Source organism: Nonomuraea sp. MTCD27 (assembly GCF_041950495.1).
Lineage (GTDB): Bacteria > Actinomycetota > Actinomycetes > Streptosporangiales > Streptosporangiaceae > Nonomuraea.
On sequence record NZ_JBGNUW010000023.1, the window covers coordinates 112,926 to 135,725 of the forward strand.

The 22,800-nt window shown below is 71.5% G+C and carries 17 protein-coding genes; 7 read left to right on the top strand and 10 right to left on the bottom strand.

Annotated elements, in window-relative coordinates; translation table 11 throughout:
- Positions 1-10 precede the first annotated feature (10 nt).
- Positions 11-1,303: an ArsB/NhaD family transporter gene (locus ACBJ59_RS48625; RefSeq protein ID WP_375116830.1), complete on the top strand. Its 1,293-nt coding sequence runs from the start codon at positions 11-13 to the stop codon at positions 1,301-1,303.
- Here the strand turns inward: ACBJ59_RS48625 and ACBJ59_RS48630 are convergent.
- Positions 1,296-1,754, bottom strand: coding sequence for a DUF1348 family protein (locus ACBJ59_RS48630; protein WP_375116831.1), 459 nt, complete (start codon positions 1,752-1,754; stop codon positions 1,296-1,298). The two genes, ACBJ59_RS48625 and ACBJ59_RS48630, sit on opposite strands and share 8 nt — an antisense overlap.
- A 77-nt stretch (positions 1,755-1,831) precedes the next feature.
- Here ACBJ59_RS48630 and ACBJ59_RS48635 point away from each other — a divergent pair, with 77 nt between their 5' ends.
- The gene (locus ACBJ59_RS48635) at positions 1,832-2,353 is read left to right on the top strand and encodes a TetR/AcrR family transcriptional regulator (RefSeq protein ID WP_375116832.1); all 522 of its coding nucleotides are present in this window, start codon (positions 1,832-1,834) and stop codon (positions 2,351-2,353) included.
- On the opposite strand, the gene ACBJ59_RS48640 is transcribed toward ACBJ59_RS48635, so the two are convergent.
- The 3 genes from ACBJ59_RS48640 to ACBJ59_RS48650 are packed head-to-tail and all read right to left on the bottom strand — an operon-like array spanning position 2,331 to position 6,057.
- On the bottom strand, positions 2,331-4,601 hold the full coding sequence (locus ACBJ59_RS48640; RefSeq protein WP_375116833.1) for a xanthine dehydrogenase family protein molybdopterin-binding subunit: 2,271 nt from the start codon (positions 4,599-4,601) through the stop codon (positions 2,331-2,333). The two genes, ACBJ59_RS48635 and ACBJ59_RS48640, sit on opposite strands and share 23 nt — an antisense overlap.
- Positions 4,598-5,590, bottom strand: a complete 993-nt coding sequence (locus ACBJ59_RS48645) for an FAD binding domain-containing protein (RefSeq protein ID WP_375116834.1) — start codon at positions 5,588-5,590, stop codon at positions 4,598-4,600. Before ACBJ59_RS48645 ends, ACBJ59_RS48640 begins: the two co-directional genes overlap by 4 nt.
- Positions 5,587-6,057 carry a (2Fe-2S)-binding protein gene (locus tag ACBJ59_RS48650; protein WP_375116900.1) on the bottom strand — a complete coding sequence of 157 codons (471 nt, stop codon included), beginning with the start codon at positions 6,055-6,057 and terminating at the stop codon, positions 5,587-5,589. Before ACBJ59_RS48650 ends, ACBJ59_RS48645 begins: the two co-directional genes overlap by 4 nt.
- Positions 6,058-6,176: 119 nt before the next feature.
- On the opposite strand from ACBJ59_RS48650, the gene ACBJ59_RS48655 reads away from it, so the two are divergent.
- The 3 genes from ACBJ59_RS48655 to ACBJ59_RS48665 all read left to right on the top strand — a co-directional run bounded on the left by ACBJ59_RS48655 (position 6,177) and on the right by ACBJ59_RS48665 (position 9,514).
- A complete protein-coding gene (locus ACBJ59_RS48655) occupies positions 6,177-6,827 on the top strand; it encodes a TetR family transcriptional regulator (protein WP_375116835.1) in 651 nt (216 codons plus the stop codon).
- A 122-nt stretch (positions 6,828-6,949) separates the two neighbouring features.
- Complete coding sequence (locus ACBJ59_RS48660) at positions 6,950-8,557, top strand: cellulase family glycosylhydrolase (RefSeq protein WP_375116836.1); 1,608 nt, start codon at positions 6,950-6,952, stop codon at positions 8,555-8,557.
- Positions 8,558-8,692: 135 nt separating this feature from the next.
- Positions 8,693-9,514: an isocitrate lyase/phosphoenolpyruvate mutase family protein gene (locus tag ACBJ59_RS48665; RefSeq protein WP_375116837.1), complete on the top strand. Its 822-nt coding sequence runs from the start codon at positions 8,693-8,695 to the stop codon at positions 9,512-9,514.
- 10 nt (positions 9,515-9,524) lie between these two features.
- On the opposite strand, the gene ACBJ59_RS48670 is transcribed toward ACBJ59_RS48665, so the two are convergent.
- From ACBJ59_RS48670 to ACBJ59_RS48695, 6 genes are read right to left on the bottom strand one after another with little or no spacing between them, the layout of a single operon-like run.
- Complete coding sequence (locus ACBJ59_RS48670) at positions 9,525-11,639, bottom strand: sensor histidine kinase (RefSeq protein ID WP_375116838.1); 2,115 nt, start codon at positions 11,637-11,639, stop codon at positions 9,525-9,527.
- Positions 11,640-11,691: 52 nt separating this feature from the next.
- Positions 11,692-15,681, bottom strand: coding sequence for an Ig-like domain-containing protein (locus ACBJ59_RS48675; protein ID WP_375116839.1), 3,990 nt, complete (start codon positions 15,679-15,681; stop codon positions 11,692-11,694).
- A gap of 36 nt (positions 15,682-15,717) precedes the next feature.
- Positions 15,718-17,562 (bottom strand): glycoside hydrolase family 127 protein, encoded by a 1,845-nt coding sequence (locus tag ACBJ59_RS48680; RefSeq protein WP_375116840.1) that lies wholly within the window; start codon positions 17,560-17,562, stop codon positions 15,718-15,720.
- Complete coding sequence (locus ACBJ59_RS48685; protein ID WP_364116854.1) at positions 17,555-18,319, bottom strand: carbohydrate ABC transporter permease; 765 nt, start codon at positions 18,317-18,319, stop codon at positions 17,555-17,557. Before ACBJ59_RS48685 ends, ACBJ59_RS48680 begins: the two co-directional genes overlap by 8 nt.
- Positions 18,316-19,227 carry a carbohydrate ABC transporter permease gene (locus ACBJ59_RS48690; protein WP_375116841.1) on the bottom strand — a complete coding sequence of 304 codons (912 nt, stop codon included), beginning with the start codon at positions 19,225-19,227 and terminating at the stop codon, positions 18,316-18,318. Before ACBJ59_RS48690 ends, ACBJ59_RS48685 begins: the two co-directional genes overlap by 4 nt.
- On the bottom strand, positions 19,224-20,495 hold the full coding sequence (locus ACBJ59_RS48695) for an ABC transporter substrate-binding protein (protein WP_375116842.1): 1,272 nt from the start codon (positions 20,493-20,495) through the stop codon (positions 19,224-19,226). Before ACBJ59_RS48695 ends, ACBJ59_RS48690 begins: the two co-directional genes overlap by 4 nt.
- A 111-nt stretch (positions 20,496-20,606) precedes the next feature.
- Here ACBJ59_RS48695 and ACBJ59_RS48700 point away from each other — a divergent pair, with 111 nt between their 5' ends.
- Both ACBJ59_RS48700 and ACBJ59_RS48705 read left to right on the top strand, forming a co-directional pair.
- Positions 20,607-21,620, top strand: coding sequence for a LacI family DNA-binding transcriptional regulator (locus tag ACBJ59_RS48700; protein WP_375116843.1), 1,014 nt, complete (start codon positions 20,607-20,609; stop codon positions 21,618-21,620).
- A 157-nt stretch (positions 21,621-21,777) separates the two neighbouring features.
- The gene (locus ACBJ59_RS48705; RefSeq protein ID WP_375116844.1) at positions 21,778-22,794 is read left to right on the top strand and encodes a LacI family DNA-binding transcriptional regulator; all 1,017 of its coding nucleotides are present in this window, start codon (positions 21,778-21,780) and stop codon (positions 22,792-22,794) included.
- Positions 22,795-22,800: the final 6 nt, after the last annotated feature.

The window sequence follows — 22,800 nt, forward strand, 5'->3', positions numbered from 1 at the left end:
CGGTCATGGCGTGACGGTCACGGCGTGGGTGGCGGTGGCCGCCTTCCTGGCGGCGTACACGCTGATCGCCACCGAGAAGGTGCACCGGGTGGCCGCGGCGCTCGGCGGGGCCGGGATCATGCTGCTGATCCACGCCACCGGCGCGCAGGCGGCGTTCTTCGACGAGCATTCCGGGATCGACTGGAATGTGATCTTCCTGCTGCTCGGCATGATGGTCATCGTCGGGGTGCTGAAACAGACCGGGGTCTTCGAGTTCCTGGCCATCTGGGCGGCCAAGCGGGCCAGGGGCCGGCCGTTCCGGCTCATGGCGCTGCTCATCCTGATCACGGCCGGCGCCTCGGCCCTGCTGGACAACGTGACGACCGTGCTGCTCATCGCGCCGGTGACGTTCCTGGTGTGCGAGCGGCTGGAGCTGCCCGTGACGCCGTTCCTCGTCGCCGAGGCCATGGCCTCCAACATCGGGGGCGCCGCCACCCTGGTCGGTGACCCGCCGAACATCATCATCGCCAGCCGGGGCGGGCTGACCTTCAACGACTTCCTCGCGCACATGGCGCCGCTGATCGTGGTGCTGGTGGCGGTGTTCGTGGCGCTGTGCCGGTGGCTGTTCAGGAAGTCCTTCAGGTACGACCCCGACCTGGCCGCCGAGATCATGACGCTCAACGAGCGCGAGGCCATCGCCGACCGGGGGCTCCTGTGGCAGTCGCTGGCCGTGCTGGCGCTGGTCATGGCGGCGTTCGTGCTGCATCCCGTGCTGCACTACGAGCCCTCGGTCGTCGCCCTGCTGGGCGCCGGGGTGCTGGTGGCGGCGACGAAGGTGACGACCGAGGACGCCCTGCGCGAGGTCGAGTGGCCCACCCTGGTGTTCTTCGCCGGCCTGTTCGTCATGGTCGGGGCGCTGGTGGAGACCGGCGTCATCAAGCAGATCTCCGAGGCCGCGGCGGCGGCCACGCACGGACAACTGGCGCTGACCACGATGTTGCTGCTGTGGGCCTCGACGGGGCTGTCGGCCGTGATCGACAACATCCCGTACGTCGCCACCATGAGCCCGATCGTCGCCGACCTCGTCCAGGCCAACGGCGGCAACGAGCACGCCCAGGTGCTCTGGTGGGCCCTGGCGATCGGGGCCGACCTGGGCGGCAACGCGACGGCGGTGGGAGCGGCGGCCAACGTCGTGATCCTCGGCATCGCCGCCCGCAACGGCACCCCGATCAGCTTCTGGCAGTTCACCAAGTACGGGCTGGTCGTCACGGTGGTGACCGTGACGCTGTCGGTGCCGTACCTGTGGCTGCGCTACCTCACCTGAGCGGCAGCACGTCCACCCCGCGCTCGTCGTCGCCGCGCGGGCCGAAGATGCGCCGCTCCGACTCCTCGATGCGCACGTCGTTGATGCTGGCCTCCCTGCGCCGCATCAGGCCCGACTCGTCGAACTCCCACTGCTCGTTGCCGTAGCTGCGCCACCAGCGGCCGTCGGCGTCGCGGGACTCGTACTGGAACCGGACCGCGATGCGGTCGCCCAGCACCGCCCACAACTCCTTGCGCAGGGCGTAGTCGAGCTCCCTGTCCCACTTGCGGCGCAGGAACGCCCTGATCGCGTCGCGGCCGGTCACGAACTCGTCGCGGTTGCGCCAGACCGAGTCCTCCGTGTACGCGAGGGCGACGCGGTCGGGGTCGCACGTGTTCCAGGCGTCCTCGGCGGCCTGGACCTTGACGCGGGCGGTCTCCTCGGTGAACGGCGGGACGGGTGGGCGTGGCATGGCGAGGCCTCCTCGTGAGAACGGTCGTTCTCCGAGCTAGCCTAGAGAACGACCGTTCTCCGTTCAAGCGAGGTGCCATGGAACACGCCGAACGACTCCTGACGGCGGCCGGCGAGCTCTTCTACCGGCGTGGCGTGCGGGCCGTGGGCATGGACGAGGTCAGGGCCGCCTCCGGCGTGTCGCTCAAGCGGCTCTACCAGTGCTTCCCGTCCAAGGAGGCGCTCGTCGTGGCCTACCTGGAGCGGCGGGACGAGCGGTGGATGGCCTCGCTCACCGCTTATGCCACCGACGTGGCAGGGGTGTTCGAGTGGCTGGAGCGGTGGTTCGGCGAGGACGACTTCCGCGGGTGCGGGTTCGTCAACGCGTACGGGGAGCTGGGCGCCACGTCGGAGGCCGTCAGGGACGTGGTGCGGCGGCACAAGCGGCGGCTGCGCGAATTCCTGGGCGGGCTGGTGGACGACGAGGTGCTGGCCGACCAGCTGCTCGTCCTGATGGACGGCGCGACCGTCACCGCCATGGTGGACCCGGAGCGCGGGGCGGCGGCGGCTCGGGCGGCCGGGCGGGCCGCCCGAGTGCTCACAGCAGCTTGTCGAGCGTGATCGGCAGGTCGAGCACGCGCTTGCCGGTGGCGTGGCGCACGGCGTTGGCCACGGCGGCCGCCGCCCCCGTGATGCCGACCTCGCCCACCCCGATCAGCCCCAGCGGCATCGTCGGGTCCGGCTCGTCCAGGTAGCGCACGTCGATGCGGGGGATGTCGGCGTGCACGGGCACGTGATATTCCGACAGGCTCGGGTTCACGATCCGGCCGTCGCGGTGGTCGATCAGGGTCTGCTCCGACAGCGCCATGCCGATGCCCATCACGATCCCGCCGCGCAGCTGGCTCGCCGCCGTCTTGGCGTTGATCACCCGGCCGACGTCGAACACGCCCAGCCAGCGCGACACGCGCACCTCCATGGTGTCGGGATCCACCCGCACCTCGCAGAACTGCGCGCCGGTCGCCGCCTTCACCCACTTCCGGCGCTCGCGCAGGGTCCGGGCGAGGAACCCCAGCGTGTTCGCCTTGACCGCCGCCTCCACGTGAGTGCGACCGGCCGCGGCCAGGATCTCCGCGTACGTCTGGCCGCGCCCCCCGAGGTACAGCCCGCCGTCGCGGGCCGCCAGCTCCTCCAGCCGCCGGCCCCGCAGCGGCGAGTCCGGGGCGCGGCGGGCCAGGCCGAGCAGCGTGCGCTTCAGCTTGGCGCAGGCGGCCAGCACGCCCGCCGCCGCGCTCGCGGTCTGCACCGAGCCGCCCGCCTGCGGGCCCGGCGGCAGGTCCGAGTCGCCGTGCTCCACGCGTACGGACTCCAGCGGCACGCCCAGCTCGTCGGCGGCGATCTGCGCCTGCACGGTCGCCGCGCCCACGCCGATCTCGTGCAGGCCGCAGCGCACCACGACCGTGCCGTCGGCGGCCATCCGCAGGGTGACGCTCGCCGTCATCCGCAACGACGGGTGGTACGCCGTGGCCACCCCCATGCCGACCAGCCACCGCCCGTCCCGCATGGCGCCGGGCCGCGGGTCGCGCTCGCGCCAGCCGAACCGCTCGGCCCCCAGCGCGTACGCCTCCCGCAACATCCGCTGCGCGAACCGCTGCCCGCCGAGCGGATCGCGCTCGGGCTCGTTGCGCATGCGCAGCTCGACCGGGTCCGCGCCGAGCTCCCAGGCCAGCTCGTCCACGGCCGACTCCAGGGCGAAGGTGCCGATGGACTCGCCCGGCGCCCGCATGAACGTGTTGGCCAGCAGGTCGAGCGGGACGGTGCTCTGCCGCAGGTGGATGTTGGGCACGGCGTAGAGGTGCCGGGAGACCGCGGTGATCTGCTCCCCCATCCCGCCGGTCCGTCCCGTCCTCGACACGCTGGTGTGGATCAGCGCGGTCAGCCGCCCGTCCGCGTCCGCGCCCAGCGCGACCCGCTGCGTGCTGGGGGTGCGCCCGCCGACCGTGTGGTAGACGCTCGCGCGGGTGAGCGCCAGGCGGACCGGCCGGCCCGTCGCCCGCGCGGCCAGCACGGCGAGCAGCGTGCCCGCCCAGACCGACCCCTTGCCGCCGAACCCGCCCCCCACGTACGGCGACAGCACCCTGATCGCCTTCTCCGGCACCCCGAACCGCTGGGCCAGGTGCTTGCGCAGCCACGGGATGTTCTGCGTGCCCTCGTGCAGGGTCAGCCGGTCGCCGTCCCAGACGGCGGTCGTGGCGTGCGGCTCGATCGCGTTGTGGCTGTGCGGCGGCGTCGTGAAGGTCAGGTCCACGGCGTACGGCGCGGCGGCCAGCGCCGCCGGCGCGTCCCCCTTGTCCGCCTTGGTCTCGGCGATCAGGCTGCCCTTCTGGGGGACCGCGTTCGGCTCCTCGGCCGCGAAGTCCACCGCGGCGGGCAATTCCTGGTACGCCGGGCGCACCAGCGAGGCCGCGTACCGGGCCGTCTCCGGCGTCTCGGCGACCACGACCGCCACCGGCTGGCCGTTCCAGTGCACCTCGTCGGTGGCCAGGTAGTTGACCGACGTGCCCGAGACGAGCGTGCTGAGGTCGAGGAAGCTCACCTTGGGGGCGGGTTTCATGGCCGGGGCGTTCTCGTGGGTGAGGACGTCGATCACGCCCGGCACGGCCCGCGCCTCGGCGGTGTCGATGCCGGTGATGCGGCCCCGGGGGATCGTGGCGTGCACGAGAGCGGCGTGCGCCAGGTCCGGATACGGGTGCTCGGCGGCGAAGCGGGCCTCGCCGGTGGTCTTGGCCCGGCCGTCGAGCCGGTCGACCGCGCGGCCGACGTATTTCGTGCCCGCCGTCGCCTGCTCGGTCTCGGCGTACTTGGTGCTCATCGAGCCGTCCCTCCCGTGCTCGTCAGCTCGCGCAGCGTGGCCGTGATCGTGGACACGGCGAGTCCGGCCTTGAACGCGTTGCCCGGCCGGACGGACGCGGCGGCCAGCTCCGTCTCGGCCGCGTGGCGGAAGGCCGCCTCGGCCGCCGGGCCGCCGAGCAGGATGCGCTCGGCCTCGCGGGCCCGCCAGGGTTTGGTGGCGACGCCGCCGAGCGCCAGGCGTACCTCCGCCACCGTCCCGTCCTGCACCCGCAGGGCGGCCGCGACCGAGACGAGGGCGAAGGCGTACGAGGCGCGGTCGCGTACCTTGCGGTAGCGGGAGGCGGCGGCGAGCGGCGGCAGCTCGACCGCGGTGACCAGGTCGCCGGGGCCCAGCTCGGTCTCGATCTCCGGGGTGTGGCCGGGCAGGCGGTGGAAGTCCGTGAGCGGGATGCGGCGCGGGCCGTTGACGCCGCGCACCTCGACGACGGCGTCCAGGGCGGCCAGGGCCACGGCCATGTCGGAGGGATGCGTGGCGATGCAGCTCTCGCTCACGCCCAGGATCGCGTGCCCCCGGTTGAACCCGTCGAGGGCGTCGCAGCCGCTGTCCGGCTCGCGCTTGTTGCAGGCCGAGGCGGCGTCGTAGAAGTACGGGCAGCGGGTGCGCTGGAGCAGGTTGCCGCCCACGGTGGCCATGTTGCGCAGCTGTGCCGAGGCCCCGGCCAGCAGCGCCTGCGACAGCACCGGGTAGCGGGCGCGCACGCGGCCGTCGGCGGCCAGGACGCTGTTGCGGACGAGCGCGCCGATCCGCAGGCCGCCGCCGGGCAGCTCCTCCACGGTGTCGAGGGGCAGGCCGGTGACGTCCACGACGGTGTCCGGGCGTTCGATGCCCTCGCGCATCAGGTCGACGAGGTTGGTGCCGCCGCCGAGGTATTTCGCGCCCGGCTCGGTGGTGGCGGCGCGCACGGCGGCTTCGACGTCGGCGGGCTTGACGTAGGCGAACGGCCTCATCGCGGGTCCTTCCCGGCCACGTCCATGATCGCGTCCACGATGCCGTTGTAGGCGCCGCAGCGGCACAGGTTGCCGCTCATCCGCTCCCTGACCTCGGCCTCGCTCAGCTCGCCGGACTCCGTCACGGCGCTGGACATGCCGGCCGCGTGCTCGGCCAGCATCCCGATGGCCGAGCAGATCTGGCCCGAGGTGCAGTAGCCGCACTGGAACCCGTCGTGGCGCACGAACGCCTCCTGCAAGGGGTGGGCCACGCCCTCGATCGTGGTGATCTCGCGGCCGTCGTACTGGACGGCCAGGGCCAGGCAGGAGTTGATCCGCATGCCGTCGGCGAGCACCGTGCAGGCGCCGCAGGCGCCCTGGTCGCAGCCCTTCTTGGGGCCGGTCAGCCCGAGCCGCTCGCGCAGCGCGTCGAGCAGGCTGACCCACGGCTCCACGTCGAGGGACTCGACGGAGCCGTTCACCTTCATCCGTATCTCGGTCACTCGCTCTTCCTCCCATACCGCTGTAGACCGGACGCTAACAGAACACCGTTCCCTTAACAAGCGAACGGTGTTCTCTTAAATCGAGAAGTATGCTTTTGAGCGCCATGACCTTCCTTCGTGCCAGGCGGCCCGAGCACAAACAGCAGCGGCGCGAGGCGATCCTCGCCGCCGCGCGCGAGCTCGCCCGCACCTCCGGCGTGCGCAACGTCAGCCTCGGAGCGGTCGCGGAAGCGGTCGGGCTGGCGAAGTCGAACATCGTGCGTTACTTCGGCACCCGCGAGGAGATCTACCTCGAGCTCTGCGTCGAGGAGTGGGAGCAGTGGGCCGAGGCCGTCGCCGCCCGGCTGCCCGGGATCACCGACCCGGCCGAGGCCATGAAGGTGCTGGCCGAGACGGTCGTGGAGCGGCCGCTGCTGTGCGACCTGATGGGCCACACCTCCACCACGCTCGAACACAACGTGTCCGTCCCCGCGGCCTACGCGTTCAAGCGCACGGTGCTGGCCGTCTCCGGCGAGATGGGCGCCCGGATCGCCAGGGATACCGGCCTGACCGAGCGCGAGGGCCTCGAGCTGGTCGCCGCTGCCAGCGGGCTGGCCGGCATGCTCTACCCGATCGCCCATCCCTCCCCCGCGCTCGCCCAGGTCTACGCCGAGCACCCCGAGCTGGCCGCCGCCTGTCCCGAGCTCCTGCCCACCCTCCTCCGCGCGCTCCAGGCACTGGCGGCGGGCCTGCCCACGCTGCGGCAGCCGGAGTGAAACTTTCACCCCGATCCAGGCATTCCTGACCGCGATCCCCCGGCGCGCTGTACATCGGAGCCGATTCCGCAGAGCATGTGCCCGTGTGAACCTAACCGGTTAACAAGAGAAGGGCACCCCCCATGACCAAACGACTCGGGCTCGCGGTCGCGGCGCTCCTGTCGCTCCTCGTCTCGATGCTGATCGCCCCGGCTCCCGCACACGCCGCGGTCGGCCTCCGGGTCAGTGGCACCCGGATCCTCGAGGCCAACGGGAACGCTTTCGTCATGCGCGGCGTCAGCCACGCGCACACCTGGTACACCAGCCAGACGGGCTCGTTCGCGAGCATCAAGGCCCTGCGCGCCAACACGGTGCGCGTGGTGCTGAGCGGCGGCCGGTGGCCCGCCAACGGGACCGCCGACGTGGCCAACGTCGTGTCCCTCTGCCGGCAGAACCGGTTAATATGCGTGCTCGAAAACCACGACACCACCGGGTACGGCGAGCAGAGCGGCGCGTACACCCTCGACCAGGCGGTCGACTACTGGAGCAGCGTCCGCGGCGCGCTCACCGGCACCGAGGACTTCATCGTCGTCAACATCGGCAACGAGCCGTACGGCAACAACAACGTCTCCGCCTGGACCGCCGCGACCACGAACGCGATCACCCGCATGCGCGGCCTCGGCTTCCAGCACCTGCTGATGGTGGACGCGCCCAACTGGGGCCAGGACTGGCAGTTCACGATGCGCGACAACGCCCAGTCCGTCTTCAACGCCGACCCGCAGCGCAACACGGTCTTCTCCATCCACATGTACGGTGTCTTCGACACGGCCGCCGAGATCACCGCGTACCTGGGCGCCTTCCAGACCGCCGGCCTGCCGCTGGTCATCGGCGAGTTCGGGCACAACCACTCCGACGGCGACCCGGACGAGGACACGATCATGTCCCAGGCCCAGTCGCGGGGCCTCGGCTACATCGGCTGGTCGTGGAGCGGCAACGGCGGCGGCGTCGAATACCTCGACATGGTCACCAACTTCAACCCCTCCGCCCTGACCTCGTGGGGCCAGCGCATCTTCAACGGCGCGAACGGCATCGGCCAGACCGCGCGCGAGGCCACGTTCTTCGGCGGGGGCGGCACCGACACCACCAACCCGACGACGCCCGGCACCCCCTCGGCCTCCGGCGTGACCTCCAGCGGCGCCACCCTGACGTGGTCGGCCTCCACGGACGCGGGCGGGTCGGGCCTGGCGGGCTACAACGTCTACCGCGAGCAGGGCAGCACCGACCCGCTCCTCGGCCAGACGGCGACCAACTCCATCGCGCTGACCGGCCTGAGCGCCTCCACCCAGTACCAGGTGTACGTACGCGCCCGCGACGGCGCCGGCAACCTGTCCGGCAACTCGCCCACCACGACGTTCACCACCACGTCGGGCGGCGGCACCGGCGGCTGCACCGTCACCGGCACCGTGCAGGGGCAGTGGAGCGGCGGGTACGTGGCGCAGCCGGTCACGGTCACCAACAGCGGCTCCTCCGCGATCACCGGCTGGACGGTCACCTTCACGCTGCCGGCCGGCCACACGATCACCGGCTCCTGGAACGCCACCCTGACGGTGAACGGGCAGACCGTCACGGCCCGCAACGCCGGCTACAACGGCAACCTCGCCGCCGGCGCCTCGGCCGGCTTCGGCTTCCAGGCCTCCCGCCCCACCGGCGACACCTCGACCCCCGGCCCCTACACCTGCACCGCCTCCTGACCCGCGCCGCCTCCTGACCGCGCCGCCTCCGCCGTCCCTCCTGGTCACGGCGGAGGCCCCACAACCGTAACGACTGAACGCTCATGTCCGAAAATGGCCAGCCCTCCCGCCGGACGGGCTGGTGGGATGGTCTTCATGACCTCTCATCTGGACAGAGCCGTCCTGTTCCGCTCGCTGCACGTGCCCGGCGAGCCCCTGCTGCTCCCCAACGCCTGGGACGTCGCCAGCGCCCGCGTCGTCGAGGCCGCCGGCGCGCCCGCGGTCGCCACCACCAGCGCCGGCGTGGCCTGGAGCCTGGGCGCGCCGGACGGCGACCGGCTCGGCCGCGATCTCGCGCTCGCGCTGGTCGCCCGGGTCGTCGCGGCCGTGGACGTCCCCGTGAGCGCCGACGTCGAGGGCGGGTACGCCGACGACCCCGAAGGGGTGGCGGAGACCGTGCGCGGCGTGCTCGGCGCCGGGGCGGTGGGCGTGAACCTGGAGGACGCCGACCGCACCGGGCCCGCTCCGCTGCGGCCGGTCGAGGACCAGGTCGCGCGGCTGGCCGCCGCCCGGGCCGCGGCGGACGAGGCCGGGATCCCGCTGTTCGTCAACGCGCGGATCGACACGTTCCTGGGCGGTGGCGGGGATCTCGGGGAGACGCTGGAGCGGGCCGCCGCCTACGTCGAGGCGGGGGCGGACGGCGTGTTCGTGCCCGGACTCACCGACCTGGCCGCTATCGCGGCGCTGACCGGGAAGGTCCGGGCGCCGCTGAACATCCTCGCCGGGCCGGGAGCGCCCGACGTCGCCGCCCTGGCCGCGGAAGGGGTGGCGCGGATCAGCCTGGGCTCGGCGATCGCCGAGGCGGCCTACACCGTGGCCCGGCGCGCGGCGGTCGAGCTGCTCGGCGCGGGCACGTACACGGCGGTGGCCGGGGCGCTGCCCTACCCCGAGCTGAACCAGCTCATGACGAGGCCCTGAGCGCACCAGCTCAGGGCGTGGCGGCCCGGAGCGCGGGCTCGCTCAGCCCCGCCGGCGAGAGCTCCGGGAGCGGGAGCATGACCTCGACGCGGGTGCCCACGCCCGGCTCGCCCTTCACCACGCAGATCCCGCCCAGCTCCGCCGCCCGCTCGCGCATCGAGCCCAGGCCCACGCCCGCGCGGTGCGACTCGGGCAATCCCTTGCCGTCGTCGATGACCAGCACGCGCAGCGCCGTCTGCTCCCGCTGGACGGAGATCGCGGTCCGTGACGCGTGGGCGTGCCGCCGGACGTTGGTGAGTGCCTCCTGGACGATCCGGTAGACCGCCACCTCCACGGCGGCGGGCAGGTCCGCCAGGTCGCCCTCGACCGTCACCTCGATCTCGGTGTCCGGCGACGACTGGCCGGCCAGCTCGCGTACCGCGCGGGCCAGGCCCAGGTCGTCGAGGGCGGGCGGGCGCAGGCCGTACACGAGCTCGCGGATGTCGCCGGTGACCGCGCTCATGCCGGCGTGCAGCTCCCGCAGCAGCTCGTCGGCCGCCTCCGGGGAGTTCCTGAGGCTGAGGCGGGCCATGTTGATGGTCATCGCCATCGCCGACAGGGTCTGGCCGAGCCCGTCGTGCAGGTCGCGGCGCAGGCGGCGGCGCTCCTCCTCCCTGGTCGTCAGGATGCGCTCCCGCGAGCGCTGCAGGTCGGCCGCCATCCGCACGGCGTGGGCCACGTCCGCCGCGTACGGCGTGAGCGTGGCCAGCACCCGCTCGTTGTGGGCGGCGGGGAAGCGGCGCGGCCCCGGCGGGCCGACGAGCAGGCGCCCGACGCGGGCCCCGTGCCAGATCAGCGGCACCTCCCGGGGCTCGGGCCCGACGCGGCCGCTCTCGACGTAGCGGGGCTCGCCGTCGGCCACCTCCACGGCCACGCCCTCGACCGCCAGCCCGTCGCGCAGCACGCTCACCACCGAGGTCAGCGCCTCGGCCGGGTCGCCGCGGCGCACGGCCTGGGTCAGCCGCTCGGCCAGCACGCCGGGGTCGCCGACCGCGCCGTACAGGAGCCGGTCCACGGCCCGCTGCAACGCGCGCCGCAGCGGCTGGAAGAACGCGCCCGCGAACAGCGCGGCGGCGATCCCGGCCACCTGGTCGTAGCCGGACACCAGCACGCTCGACAGCGTGCCGGCGCCGAAGTAGACCAGGCTGACCACGGCCACCACGCCGGCCGCCACGAAACCGCGGCTGATCACCGTGTCGATCCCGTAGAGCCGGTAGCGCATCACCGCGAACGCCACCGCGAACGGGATGATCCCCGCCCACAGGATGGCCGGCCACATCAGGCCGGGCCAGATCGCGGCCGCGACCAGGAACACGATGTAGCCGGAGAACGCGAACAGCGGCCACCCGATCTGCCGCCGCACGACCGGGTCGGCCCGCCGCATCCGCACCGCCATCGACAGCGCCGCCAGCGCCATCGCGGTGTAGATGCTCACCCAGCTGATGGTCCCCACGACGTCGAAGTACGGCCCCAGCGCGGGGATCTGCAACGGGTTGGGGATGACCCGCGGGTACGGGTACCCCTGCGAGGGCGGGGGCATCCTGAACACGGCCCGCAACATCCCGAGCGTGATGGCGGCGGCGCCCAGCCACAGGGCCGGCCGCCAGCGTTTCGAGGGCAGCCGGCCGTCGGGCGAGTACAACGGCAGCACCATCGTCAGCGCCAGCCCGCACACCGCCCACCCGACCTGGGTCGGCAGCCGCATCCATCCGGCGAAGGCGAGCTCGCCGTCGGCGGCGGCGCGGAACATCAGCGCGTTGGCGAAGTCGCTGACGCCCGCCCCCAGCCCGCCGGCGCACATGAGCCAGGCCATGTTCAGCCGGGGCCGGTGGTAGATGAGGAACGCGCCGACCGCGGGGAAGGTGAAGATGACCGCGGACTGCGGGCTCGTCGTCCTGGCGGGCGTCCACTCCGGGGGCAGCCCGCCCCAGATCAGGATCGCGGCCAGGCCCAGGACCGGCGAGGCGACCGCCATGGCGACGGCGAGGATGACCGCGCCGGTCACCCGCGGGGCGGGGCGGCCGGAGTTCTCGGCGATCTCGGCGAATCCGGCCATCGCGCTCGTCGGTCCTCCGATCTCCGGCACGCACGCCGTGTCCTGGCCCCGCGAAACGGGTGGGGCCAGGACAGAATAGGCGCTACTCGACCGTGACGGTGGCCTTGGCGGCGATCGTGGTGCCCGCCACCTGACCGGTCACGGTGAACGTGCCGGGCTGGGCGTACCGCTCGGGGGCGACGGCCTCCCAGGTGACGGCCACGGCGCTGTCCTTCGACCCGTCGTTGTACGTCGCCACGACGGCCTTCGGCAGCGAGGGCGCGACCCCGGCCCGGGTCGTGACGGCCTCCTCGGCGATCGAGGTGATCGTCACCGCCGAGGTGGTGCGGACGTACACGGTGGCCTGGGCGGTCTGGCGCACGCCCTCGGCCAGGCCGGCCACGGTGAAGCTGGTGCCGCCGGTCCTGACCTGGTCGGGCGTCACCTGCTGCCAGGTGACGGCGGCCCGGCCGCGGGTGCCGTCCGCGTACGCGGTCTCCACGGTGTCCGGCAGCTTCGGCAGCGTGCCGGCCAGGGTGGGCACGTGGACCGGCCGCACCGAGTCCGGCGGCACCTCGTACACCCTGGTCTCCAGCAGCCCGACCGACGCCCCGCCGGACTCCAGCTGGACGCGCAGCCGCGAGGTCGTGACCGTGTCGAAGGAGACGGCGTTGTAGGTGTCGATCGCCTTCGGGTAGGCGCCGGCGCCGGTGACGTCCTCGAAGGAGTCGCCGTCCCACTGCTGGATCTTCCACGAGGCGGGCAGGCGCACGCCGCCGCCGTCGTCGAAGAAGTAGACCTCGGCCTTGTTCACCCGCACCGGCTCGGGCCATTCGAGCTGCACCCACTGCGTGCCCTGCTGCGGCCAGGTGCCCCAGCGCGGGTTTGCCCCGTCGTTGGAGCGCGGCGGCTCGATGCCGTCGTTGATCGCGGCGATCCGCTCCCACGGCGAGGTGTAGGAGGCGGTGGGCGTGGCCTTGGGAGCCACGTTCACCTGCGCGGCCTGGGCCGTGGCGGTGACGTACACGGTGGTCGAGGTGCTCTTCGCACCGTCGGTGGCGTCCAGCCTCAGCCGGTACGTCCCCGGCTCGGAGAACGCGACCACCGTGGTCGTGCCGGTCGGGTCGGTGAAGAACGCCTCACCGGGCCCGTCCACCTTGGTCCACTGCGTGGTGAGCTCGCCCTTCGGCAGGGCGTCGTCCTTGACCACGGCCTCGATCCTGGCCTGACCGGGCCGGCCGAAGGTGGGGTCGACCACGGTGACCACCGACGGGGCCCGGTTCGTGACCGAGCCGGCGTCCGCGCCCGCGCGGTAGACCTGCACCTCCTTCAGGCCCGTGGCGAAGCCGAGCCGGTGGGTGACCAGCACCCGCAACCTCTGCGCGGTGACGGCCGGGAAGCGCACCTCGTTGAGGTTCGCCCGGGGGTAGAGCGGCCGCTTGTCCTGCCCCGGCACGTCCTTCCAGGTCTCGCCGTCGAGATACCGCACCAAGTAGAAGGCGGGCTCGCTGTGGCCGGCCGCCTTGCGGTCGTTGTAGAAGTACAGCTTGGCCTGGTCGACCTTCTGGGCCGACCCGAGGTCCACCTCCAGCCAGTCCCGGGCCTGGCCCGAGCCCTTGCTGCTCCAGTACGGCTCGTTGATCGTGAACCCGTCCACGGCCCCGGCCGGCTCGCCGTGCGAGGCGGTGGCGGACCTCACCAGGTTCGTACGGGTGGAGCGCAGGTTCACGCCCGCCTTCTGGAACAGGTCCTCGATCCGGTCGCCGCCCAGCTCGACCTGCCCGGGAGCCTTCATGGACGGCGCCCTCTCGGCGTGCACCACCGTGCTGATCCCATCGGAGCCACCGTCGACCTTGCCGGTCTTCGGGTCCCAGACGGCGTGTTCCAGGCCGGACAGGGTGACCTTGCGCTTGCCGTCGACGAGGATCGAGTAACCCTCGGGCACCCCGGCGTAGTGCTTCGTGCCGTCGCCGGGCTTGTCCCAGACGATGGTCAGGTCGCTGCCCCGGTAGTTGACGCCGTTGACGGTGAAGTGGTCCCAGCCGATGTCCACCGGCCACAGCTCGACCTTGCCGTCCGAGCGCGGGCGCAGGCCCATGACGTCCTCGATGACGGTCCAGTTGCTGCTGCCCAGGATCGTGTGGTGGATCCAGGAGCGGTAGTCGATGGTCTTGGTCTGCGGGTTCCAGTTGGCCCAGAACTCGTTGGCGTCGGGGTAGCGGGTGTCGCCGTCGACGTACTGCGCCCAGGCGTTCCAGTACAGGAGCTGCTTGTACTGCTCGGCCGTGATGTACGGGGTGGTGTACTGGCGCATGGCCTTGGAGAACAGCTGGAAGTTCCGGGTCGAGTTGATCTGCGAGAAGTTGTTGGAGCCCGGGTGGCCCGCGGCGGCGGCCTCCGCCTTGTCCTTCTGGTTGGCGGTGTACGCCGGAAATATCGGATATTCCGCTGGGTCAGCCCACAACCGCAGCGCCTCCCGATATTTCGGGTCGTCCGTCGGCACCAGCCCCGTCGCGTACGGGATGTAGTTGTTGGACTCCTTCCACGGGATCAGGTTGCCCGTCTGCAGGTCGCGGTGCTTGAACACCTTGTTCTGCTCGTCCCACAGCAGGGTCAGGATGCCGTTCCTGACCTTGTCGGCCACACCGCGCATCTCGGCGGCCTTGGCCTGGTCGCCGGACAACTCGTACGCCTGCGCCGCCGCCATCGCGTTGGCGTAGACGTAGGCGCCCTCCAGCCGCTCGTTGGCCCGGTCGTAGTAGTGGAACGACACCGCGTCGGCGTCGTTGCCGGTCATCGCCTCCCACGCGTACTCGATGACCCCGTTGTCGTTGGAGTCGTACGCGTCGAGCTGCCCGTAGACGTCCTTCTCCGCGTACCGGGCCAGGTTGCGCAGGATCGACGGCTGCCCGCCGTGGATCTGGTAGCTCTCCAGCGCCGAGGCCGAGATGTACTGCGTGTAGCTGTTCGACCAGTTCTCCGGGTCGCCCGGGTTGTCGGTGTACTTGGAGTTGCGCGACACCTCGCCCGCCGACACCCACGGCCCGTACGAGTAGATCGGGTCCCGCAGGTACTTCAGGTCCTGCACGAACATCGGCACGGTCAGCACGATCGCGTTGTTGTAGCCGAGCGCCCCCTCCACCGAGGTCGGGAACTGGAAGTCGTTCCCGGGGATGTCGGCGTCGAGGAAGTTGAAGCGCATCAGCCACCAGCGGTAGTAGACGAACTTCTTGATGTTCTCGTCGGGCACGTCGATGTAGGGCAGGTTCTCCGCCCACCAGGCGTTGTAGTCCTGGAGCTGGCGCCGCACCGCCTGCTCGGGCGAGCGGCCCTTGTAGCCGTCATACTCCGAACGCGACCTCGCCAGCTCCGCGGTGACGAAGCCCATCTGCACCTTGGTCCGCACGGTCCTGCCCGGCTCGACGGTCACCGAGCCCTTGAGCGCGCCCTCGGAGACCTTCAGCCCGTCGCCGCTGAGCCGGGGGAAGATCGTGGTGAGCTTGTTCCTGCTCCAGACGGTGCCGGTCAGCTCCCGGTCCCCGTCGGGGGTCTTGGTGTAGGGCGAGGTCACGGTGATGGGCACCGACCGCGCCGCGGACCCGGTGTTGGTGATCTCCAGGGTGGTCACGGCCACGTTCTCGTGGGTGATGAACTTCTTCACCCCGACCGCGAGGCCGTCCCCGGCGTACTGGCCGGTCCAGTGGCTGGGCATCTGCAGGCGCTTGGACACGTCCTCGGTGAGCGTGCCACCGAGCGAGATCTCGTAGGCGTCCCGGTTGTCGATGCTCTCCCAGTACGCGACATAGCCGCCGAACCCGAGCTTGCGCGGGTCGTGCTCCTTCATGAACAACGCCCGCCCGCGCGTCATCAACCACGGCCCCGCCGGATCGTTCCCGGGCCGGGCGAGCATGCGGTCGATCCAGTACGAGTCGCCGCCCTTCTCCTTCCGGTAGATCTCCTCCATCATCTTGCGCGGGTGGTACCCCACGGGCTCGGCGGGCACGGGATCGGCACCCGTGAACACCGGCATGCCCAGATCGTCCTGGGCGGCAAGGGACGGTGCCGCGCCCAGCGAGGCTGTGAGCGCTAACACGGCTAAGCACACCAACGGTTTACGCACGTACGTCTCCTAGATCGTCGGGAGCCAGACACGCATCGTGGCGGGGCCCCGGTTGCCCCACCGGTGGTACGGCACCAGCCGCAGCCGGACGTCCGCGCCACCCCCGTGCGCGCCCGCCGGGCCGTACGGCCAGCCGCCGTTGCCGCCGGAGCCGATCGAGGCCGCCACCTCCAGCTCCACCACGCCGTTCGCCCCGTCGCCCGCCGGGTGCTCCACCGGCGGGTCGACCCGCGCGGTCAGGTCGCCGAGCGGCGGCTCGTCGGCCACCGACTCCGCGCAGTAGACCAGCGGCCCGCGCTCGACCGCGGCGCTGCCGCGCAGCGCGTCGATGCGCCGGTCGGGGAACGTCCACCGGGGCCGCATCGGCAGCTCCAGCCGGATCTCGTCGCCGGCCCGCCAGGGGCCCTCGACGTAGGCGTAACCGGGGTTCACCGGCCGGACGACGGGTCCGTCGGGCAGCGGCGCGTCCTGGGACGAGACCGGCACGTGCGCCAGCGTCGCGTCCGTGGCCCAGGCCGGGACGCGCAGGCCGATGCGGCCCTGCCCGTCCTCCAGCACGCGTACGCTCACCGAGCCGGTCCACGGGTAGCCGGTCTCCACCCGCACCGCCAGGCCGTCGTGGCGGATCTCCGACGGGGTGAGGTGGTGGATCACGATCCCGTCCCTGGCGGCGCCGGCCACGTAGGCGGGCAGCGAGGCCAGCGTGCGGGCGATGTTGTTCGGGCAGCAGGACACGTCGAACCAGGGCGAGCGCAGCCCGCCCTCGGCGGCGTGGTTGACGCCTTCGAGCGGCACCGCGGGCACGCGTACCTGCAGCGGGTTGGCGTAGAAGAACGAGCGCCCGTCCAGCGCGACGCCCGTGGCCAGCATGTTGTACAGCGTGCGCTCGGCGAGGTCGGCGTAGCGGACGTCGCCGGTGGCCAGCAGCAGCCGGTGCGCCAGCATGATGGAGGCGATGCTCGCGCAGGTCTCGTTGTAGGCCCGGTCCGGCGGCAGCTCCCAGTCCTCGCCGTACGACTCGTCGGCATGCCTCGAGCCCATGCCGCCGGTCAGGTGGGTACGCCGCGCAACGGTCCGCTCCCACTGGGACTCGACCGCCTTCAGCAGCTCCTGGTCCCCGGTCTCGACCGCCACGTCGACCACCCCGGAGGCCAGGTAGAGCGCGCGCACCACGTGCCCGCGGAACACCTGCGCCTGCCTGACCGGCTGGTCGTCCTGGTAGTAGGCGCGGCCGAAGGGGATGTCGGCGAGCGCGGGCAGGCCGCGCCGCTCGACGAAGCGGCGGGCCATCTCCAGATAGCGCTCGGCGCCGGTGACGCGGTAGAGCTCCACGAGCGCCATCTCGGTCACCGGGTGCCCGCAGGTCTCGGTGCCCTCCATGAACCGGCGGCACACGTGGTCGGCGGCCCGGACGGCGACCCGGGTCAGCTGGTCCTCGCCGTGCATGCGCAGCCGGGCGACCCCGGCCTGGATGAGGTGGCCGTAGCAGTAGAGCTCGTGGCCCCACTCGAAGTCGGTGTAGCGGCTGCCGGACCAGCGGGTGTTGAGGTAGCCGTCGCCCTCCTGGGCCTGGGCCACGGTCTGGGCCAGCGCGGGCAGGCCCGGGTGGTCGGCCCAGGCCATGGCCTCCAGCAGCTTGTAGATCTCCGAGTCGCTGAACTCCCGCCCCCTGCGGGGCCGCTCGCCCCGGAAGTTGCCGATCCAGCCTTCGCGCTCCTCCCATTCCTGGCAGTGGGCGATCGTGACCTCACGGTTGAGCGCCGCCCGGTCTCCCCAGAAGCCGGGCAGCAGGCGTACGGAGTCGAGGCCGAGGGGGGACAGGACGCCCGATGAGGGCAGGACAGGGTTAGCCACGCAGAGCTCCTGACATGAATCCGCGCACGTAGTGGCGCTGCAACACGATGAAGAGGATGAGACAGGGGATGGCCATGACCATGACGCCGGCCTGGAGCATGCCGTAGTCGATCGCGCCGAACGTGTGCTGCGTCATGCTCACCACGGCCACCGGCAGCGTGAACGACGAGCCGTCGTTGAGCAGGATGAGCGGCGCGAAGAAGTCGTTCCACGAGGCCAGGAAGGCGAACAGGCCCACCGTGATCAGCGCCGGCCGCACGGCGTGCAGCAGGATCCTGGAGAAGGCCCGGAACGTGCCGCACCCGTCCACCAGCGCCGCCTCCTCCAGCTCGCGCGGCACCGCCTCGAACGCGTTGCGCATCATGAACAGCGCGAACGGCAGCTGGAACATCACGAACACCAGCGAGAGCCCGACCAGGGAGTTCTGCAGGCCGAGGTAGCCGAGCAGGACGTAGAGCGGGATCAGGATCGTCGCGTACGGCACCATGAGGATCGCCAGCGTGGCCAGGAACAGCAGGTTCTTGCCCGGGAAGTCGAAGCGGGCGAAGCCGTAGCCGCCGAGCGCCGAGACGACCAGCGTGCCGCCCACGGTCATGACCGACACCAGCACGCTGTTGGTCGCGTACGTCCCCACCCCCTCGCCGAACTGGGCCATCTCCAGGTAGTTGGACGGTTCCTCCAGCGAGGCGTAGCCGCTCCACACCAGCGGGAACAGGAACAGCACCGCCAGCGCGGACAGCGTGAGATACCGGCTCATCGCAGCCTCCGCATCATGAGCGTGTTGAGCCCGACGAGGGCCACGAGCAGCACGACCGAGAGCGCCGCCGCACCGCCGAGGTCGAAGCGGAAGAACGCGTCCCGGTAGACGACCATGACCATCGAGACCGTGCTGTTGTCCGGGCCGCCGTTGGTGAAGACGAAGAACTGGTCGAAGGCCAGCAGCGAGCCCGTGACGCTGAGGATCAGCATCAGCGCCAGCGTCGGGCGCAGCAGCGGCAGGGTGATCTTGGTGAAGATCTGCCAGCGGTTGGCGCCGTCGCTCCTGGCGGCCTCGTACACCTCGGTCGGGATGGCCTGCAGGCCGGTCAGCAGGATGAGCATGTTGAACCCGGCGAAGCGCCAGATGACCAGCGTGATCGTGGAGAACAGCGCCATGTTCGGCGTGCCGATCCACTTGACCGGCTCGCTGGTGACGCCCAGCGCCCGCAGCATCGGGTCGATCGGGCCGAAGTCGTTGTTCAGCATCCCGTAGAACAGCAGGCCCGCCGCCGCGAACCCGACCGCGCCGGGCAGGAAGAACGCGGTCCTGAAGAACGCCACGCCCGGCCGGCGCTCCTGCACCAGCAGCGCCAGCCCGAGCGCCACCCCCGACAGCAGGACGGTGGTGATCGCGGTGTACTTCAGCGTGAACAGCACCGCGTCGATGAAGAGCGGGTTGTCGGCGATCTTGAGGTAGTTGGCGGGGGCGTTGAACGTGGCCTGGCCGAGCAGGGGCCAGCGGTTGAGCGACATCCAGACGACCAGCACCAGGGGTGCGATGAACAGCACGCCCACGATGACCGCCGTCGGCGCCGCGTACAGCCAGCCCTGGACCTTCCTGCTCCCCCACCGGGCGGACGGCGCTGAGTGAGCCGCCCGCCTGGATCGGGTGATCGTCAAACTCATTGCTGCAGCGACTTCGTGATTTCGGCGTTGAGCTGGGTGACCTTCGCGGCGTCCCCGAAGACGGCCTCGCGCGCCAGGCGCAGCCACGGGCCCTGCGGGTCGTTGAAGGTCTGGCCGAAGCGCAGCGCGAACGGCGTCTGGCCCTTGGCGACCAGCGAGTTGATCAGCACCACGCGCGGGTCCTCGGCCGAGTACTTGTTGCTGGACAGGTCGGTACGCGCGAGCACGTCCTTGTTCTTGGCCATGACCTCGACCTGGGCCTCGTCGGAGACCGTCCAGGACAGGAACTCCCAGGCCGCGTCCGCGTTCTTGGAGGTGGACGAGATGCCGACGGAGTCGCCGCCCACGAACGTCGACTCGCCGCCGTCGGGACCGGCGATCGGGGTGACGCCGATCTTCATCTCCTTGGGCATCAGGCCGAGCGTGGTGGAGGGCATCGGCATGACGCCGATCTCGCCCTTGGGGAAGAAGCCGGTCCAGGTCGGGCCCTGCTCCTCCTTGGCCGTCGGGCCGGTGGCCTTCTTCTCGTACAGCTCGCGCCAGATCTTGAACACGTCGGTCATCGCCTGCTGGTCGTTGAGCGAGGTGGTGCCCTCGGGGTTCATGACCTGCGCGCCGGCGGCCCAGACGGACGGCCAGAAGGTGAAGACGTAGCAGCCGCCGCAGTTGCCGCCGAAGAAGGTGCCGTGCACCTTGCCGTCCTTGCCCAGCTTGTCCTGGATGGTGGTGGCGTGCTGGGCGAACTCCTTGAGGGTCTTCGGCCCCTGCTCGGGGTCCAGGCCGGCCTTCTCGTACAGGTCCTTGTTCCAGAACCAGACCGACAGGTCGAGCGTGTGCGGGAGCGTGTACTGCCGGCCGTCGAGCGTGCCGAGCTTCATGTGCGAGGGGGCGAGCTTGTCCTTGTACGGCAGGGCCGCGACCCGGTCGGTGACGTCCATGAACAGGCCCTGCGAGGTGTAGTTCGGGACGAAGATGACGTCCGCCGCGAACACGTCGGGGAGCTGCTTGGCACCGGCCGCGGCGGCGATGCGGGGCTGATAGTTGTCGGTCGGGATGACCGTGAGCTTGACCTGGTTCTTGTGCGTGCTGTTGTAGGCCTTGACCAGACGCTCGCTCTGCGTCTGGGTGGCCGCGCGGGTCCACATGGTGATCGTCACGGGACCGTCCGCCGGTTGCGTGCCGCCGCCCCCGCCGCCGCCGCTGCCGCAGGCCGCCGCTGTGAGCGTTAACACACCGAGGAGGGAGATCCCGGCCAGCCTTCGTCTCATGATGTGCTCCTGGACTTAAAGGTTTTCGGAAACGTAGAAGAAACATGAGCCCATGTCAATGGGTGCTAAGGTGCTAAGCAGTTCACAATTCACCGAAAAGGGTTTCGAAGTATGGCGGGTAAGCGGGCGACCATCAACGATGTGGCCTCGCTGGCGGGGGTATCGATCGCCACGGCCTCCAAGGCGCTCAACGGGCGCCAGGACGTGCGGGCGGCTACGCGCGAGCGCGTGCTCGCCGCCGCGGCGGAGCTCTCCTTCCAGCCGAACGCCCTGGCCAGGGGGCTGCTCTCGGGGCAGACGCGGACGGTGGGTCTGCTGACCTCCGACAGCGTCGGCCGGTTCGGCATCCCGGTGCTGCTCGGCGCGGAGGACGCGTTCGGGGCCGGGGAGATGGCGGTGCTGCTGTGCGACGCGCGGGGCGACGCGATCAGGGAGCAGCACCACCTGCGCGCGCTGCTGTCGCGCCGGGTGGACGGGCTGATCGTGGTGGGCGAGAGCACCAACCCGCGGCCCTCGGTGAGCAAGGACCTGCCGGTCCCCGTCGTGTACGCGTACGGCCCCTCCGAGGACCCCGACGACGTGTCCTTCGTCCCCGACGACGTGGGGGCGGCGGCGATGGCCGTCAACCACCTGCTGGCCCTGGGCCGGCGGCGGATCGCGCACATCACGGGCCCGGCCCACTACAAGGCGGCCCGCGACCGCGAGGAGGGCGTCCGCCGGGCCCTCAACGAGGCGGGGGTCGAGCAGGCCGGGCAGACGCTGTCCGGCGTGTGGTCGCAGCGGTGGGGCCGGCACGCGGCCGAGATGTTGCTGATGGCCGAGCCGGAGATCGACGCGGTGTTCTGCGGCAGCGACCAGATCGCGGCGGGCTTCGTGGAGGCGGCGCGGGAGCGCGGGCGGCGGGTGCCCGACGACATCGCGGTGGTGGGTTACGACAACTGGGAGGTGCTCTCGACCGAGACCCGGCCGGCGCTGACCACGGTGGACATGAACCTGGAACTGCTGGGCAGGACGGCGGCGCAGCACCTGTTCGCGGCCATCGACGGCAAGGCCACCCCCGGGGTGCACACCCTGCCGTGCCAGCTCGTGATCCGCGACTCGACCTCCCCTCCCGGCGTCTCCTGACACCCTGAGGCGGCGTCTGTGCGGGGCATGTCCGTCACGGACGTCATATCCCGGTAATCCGGATTAGCACTGCGGAAACCCTTGACACGCCAGTGGCGCGCGGCGAACAATTCCAGGCATCGCCACGCGCTAATGCGCATTAGCTGAGGACTTCCGCATGCCTCCCCCCGACCCCGCACGCCGCCTGACGCAGCGCGACATCGCCCGCCTGGCAGGCGTCAGCCAGACCACCGTCTCCCTGGTGCTCAACAACCGCGCCGACGCCGATTCCCGCATCCCGGCCGAGACCAGGGACCGCGTCATGCGGGTGATCAGGGAGACCGGCTACGTGGCCGACCCCGCCGCCCGCCGGCTGGCCGCCGGGCGCAACCGGATCCTGGGCGTCTTCACCTACGAGCCCGTCTTCCCCAGCGCGACCGGTGACTTCTTCCACCCGTTCCTCGTCGGCATCGAGGAGTGCGCCGAGCACTGCGGCTGCGACCTGCTGCTGTTCACCAGCGCTCCGACCGTGGCCGGCCGCAAGCGGGTCTACCACCAGGACCACCGGCTCAGGCTGGCCGACGGCTGCGTGCTGCTGGGGCGCGAGCTGGACCGCGAGGATCTGACCAGGCTGGTGGCCGAGCGCTACCCGTTCGTGTCGGTCGGCCGCCGCGACGACGCGGGCGGCACGGTGCCGTACGTCGGCGCCGACTACCAGTCCGCCGTCCGCGAACTGGTCGCGCGCACCCGGGCCATGGGCCACGAGCGCCTCGCGTACCTGGGCCACGGCTCGAGCCCCGAGTCGTACGCCGACCGCTTCCGCGGCTTCGCCGAGTCGGTGCCCGAGCCGCTGCGGCTGCCCCCCGGCGAGCCCGCCGACATGGTCGAGCGGGTGCTGGCCGCGGGCGTGACGGCGGTGCTGGCCGAGGAGTACGCCGACGGCGTCGCCCTGACCGACCTGCTGGGCAAGCGCGGCGTCTCCGTCCCCGGCGACCTGTCGGTCCTCACGCTGGGCGACCCGACACGGCCCGCCCCCACGGACATCGACTTCACCGGCTTCCGCATCCCCCGGCGGGAGATGGGACGCCAGGCCGTGGAGGACCTGACCGAACTGATCGAGGGCGGCGAGCCCGTACAGCGGCTGCTGCCCTGCGAGTACGCCGAGGGCGCCACGCTGGCGCCCGCACGCAAATGAAGGGAT